We start from the raw sequence: 3,119 nt of genomic DNA on the forward strand, positions 1-3,119 counted from the left end.
CACCAGGTATGGGCAAGAGCGCTGCCTTCGAGCGCCACGGGTTTCATATTAGTCTTTTTTTTGGAAAGCTCTTTCAGTTTTTTGGCGGCCTTTGCCTTTTTTTCGGCCACAGAGACATACTTAGGAAATCCCCAATAACTCATGGCAACTCCTTTATATTTTTTTTATGGTGCCTTCCATGCAAAAGCTGTCTCGCCTATAGCGCAAGGCTGAAGAGCTCCAGCAGTTCTCTGTTGCCCATTTCGGTTATCCACGCCTCGCTGCTGCTTTGAATGATCTCATGGGACAGCTTTGACTTAGCTTCAAGCATCAGGTCGATCTTCTCTTCTATGGTGCCCCTGGTTATGAATTTATGTACCACGACATTCCTTTTCTGCCCGATCCTGAAGGCCCTGTCCGTTGCCTGATTTTCGACTGCCGGGTTCCACCACCTGTCGAAATGGATGACGTGGTTCGCCTCGGTCAGATTCAGTCCGACTCCGCCGGCCTTTAATGACAATACTATAAAAGGGATATACTGTCCGCTCTGGAATTGTTCGACTATCTCCTTTCTTTTCACCACGGGCGTGCTGCCATGCAGCATAAGCCCTTTTTTTTCGAATATGCCCTCCAGAAACGCCTTCAGCGGTTCGGTCATCTCCCTGAACTGCGTGAAGACCAGCGCCTTCTCCCGCTTTTCATGTATTGTCTCACATATCTCCCTGAGCCTGGCAAACTTGCCGCTGTCATCCTCCTCGTATCTGCCTGTGCCGAGATATTGGTCCGGGTGGTTACAGAGCTGCTTGAATTTCATCAGGGATGACAGTATGATCCCTTTGCGCTGTATGCCTTCCGTGTTCTCGATTATGTCTTTCAGTTCCTGCACCATATTTTTATATAAGACCATCTGCTTTTTACTTAACGAGGCATACGTCTTCATCTCGACCTTTTCAGGCAGGTCCGATATGACCGACCTGTCGGTCTTCAGGCGTCTCAGGATATAGGGGCTGATAACCTTCCGAAGCCGCGCATAACCTTCCGGGTCCTGTTTTAATCTTTTTGAAAACTGTGTGAATTCCTGAGAACTGCCGAGCAGTCCCGGATTAATAAAATCGAATAACGACCATAGATCCGACAGCCTGTTCTCTATGGGGGTGCCGGTCATGGCTATCCTGTTTCTTGCTTTGAAGCCCTTAAGTGTTCTGGTCTGCTTTGCTCCAGGGTTTTTTATCGCCTGGGCCTCGTCGAGGATAATATAGTTCCAGGTATAGTCACGGAGCCATTCATATTTCTGCGAGAGGGAATACGTTGTTATGACAAGATCGAGCTTGTCGAGCGCTGCCTGATCCTTCGGTTCAATCTTATTCTTATTATTGGGCTTCTTGTCGGGATGGGCATCGGGATGGGCCACAAAGTAATCGATATCCGGCGAAAACCGTGCAATTTCCCGGGTCCAATTTGAAATCAGGGAAGCCGGTATCACCAGGAGGCTTGCCTGTCCTGGGTTTCTGTATTTTAGGATATTCAAGAGCGCAAGGATCTGGACGGTCTTGCCGAGCCCCATATCATCCGCCAGACAGATCCCAAACTGCAGCGAATCCAGATAGGAAAGCCAGTCCACCCCTTTTTGCTGATAGGGCCTGAGTTCCGCAAGGAATGTCTCTCCGGGTTTTGCTGAAACAATCAGGTCGGGGTCCCGCAGCTTCCGGATGACCGATTCGAGCCAGCTGCCGTTTGATACATCTATCCCGTCGCCGCCGACCGGGACATCGAGCAGCGCTTTCGGATTGAGCTGCATCCTCAGCGCATCTTTCAGGCTGAACTTCCCTTCTTTTATCATCTTCCGGGCCTTTTCGTAGGCGGCCAGGGTCTGTTTTAATTTCTCAGGGTCAACAGCAACCCACTTGTTCTTGATAAAAGCGAGCCCCTCAGATGCCTGGAGCAGCCGCCGGGCCTCTTCTTCAGATATCTTCGCATCGCCCAGAAGCAGTTGGGCGTCAAAACTCAGGAGTGCATCCATGCCGAGATAAGACGGCGGTGTATCACCCACATTGATATGAAGCTTCAAACTCGAGGCAGAGCCCTTCCACCAGTTCGGGATTCTGCAGAGGACTCCTGATCTTTCATAAACCGGTATCTCTTTAAGAAAGGTAAATGCCTCCTTCGCCGACCATGCAAGCGGGTGGAACAACTCCCCGGTTTCGAGGAGCCCCTCAATCAAAGGACTCTCTTTCGCAGCGATATTGACGGTAGAAAGGAGCTCCAGCAGCCGTCCACTCTCCCTGCCGAACTCCTCCAGTGCGTATTTCAGGGGGAGATGTTTCGAGGTTCCCTTTGAACTCAGACCGGTCGAGTAGGTGGCGAGGAATGCAAAGGGATAATCATCTTTCTTGCTTTCGACAAGGTGGAAGAATACACGGCCCACAAGGTGCACATCAGGACTAAATGTCTTAATGAAGTCTTCGACTGTTCCGGCATATCCCTTGAACTCCTTCTGAAGCCTGGCGTTAAGTCTCAACCAGATATTCTCAAGCAGCTCAGAACTCAGATATTCCGAGCCGGTCATTAACGGAACACTTTCAAGCAGCCTGTCGAGTTCATGCCTTTCGACAGCGATCTTTATGCGGTGGCGGACTGTCTCGATGTCCTGCGTTAAGCGCACTTTTGTGGCGAACAGTCCGGTAATTTCCCTCCAGAAACTGAGTGATGCGGAAAGCGGAACCGTCCGGTCGCAGAAACCCAAAAACAGCAGTGCTGTTTCAGAGTCTGAGGTAAACCGCCTGTATATTTCCTGCTGCAATAAGTGACTGCTCTTGCTTATCTGTTCTCCGGTATCGGTCCATTCCATATGCATGGTACCGCCCGGCAATACAATTGCATTTAATTCCTGATACATAACACCACAAAGTATAACACTGATCTAAAAGTTCCTATAATCGCAAGTACCGGAACTTTAAAGCAGTCTGAGGATAACAAAATCGGACAAATCGGGCAATAAAAATGTGAAAAAGATATACAAGCCCTATACCTGCAGGACTAAATAATCTTTTTCAGGTATTTCTGCGTATATCCCGGAAACCTTTTTGATAGCTTTTTCACTGTGGTCGTGGAGAGTTTCTTTATATTGATTTCGTTTAAGT

Annotated in this window: 1 protein-coding gene; it reads right to left on the bottom strand. The window is 49.0% G+C overall.

From position 1 onward, the window contains the following. Positions 1 to 196: 196 nt before the first annotated feature. Entirely contained in the window at positions 197 to 2,779 is a 2,583-nt protein-coding gene (locus QME66_13110) for a DEAD/DEAH box helicase (GenBank protein MDI6809886.1), read from the bottom strand. Between the last annotated feature and the right edge of the window lie 340 nt (positions 2,780 to 3,119).

This window comes from Candidatus Eisenbacteria bacterium (assembly GCA_030017955.1).
In the GTDB taxonomy this organism is placed as follows: Bacteria; Eisenbacteria; RBG-16-71-46; order JASEGR01; family JASEGR01; genus JASEGR01.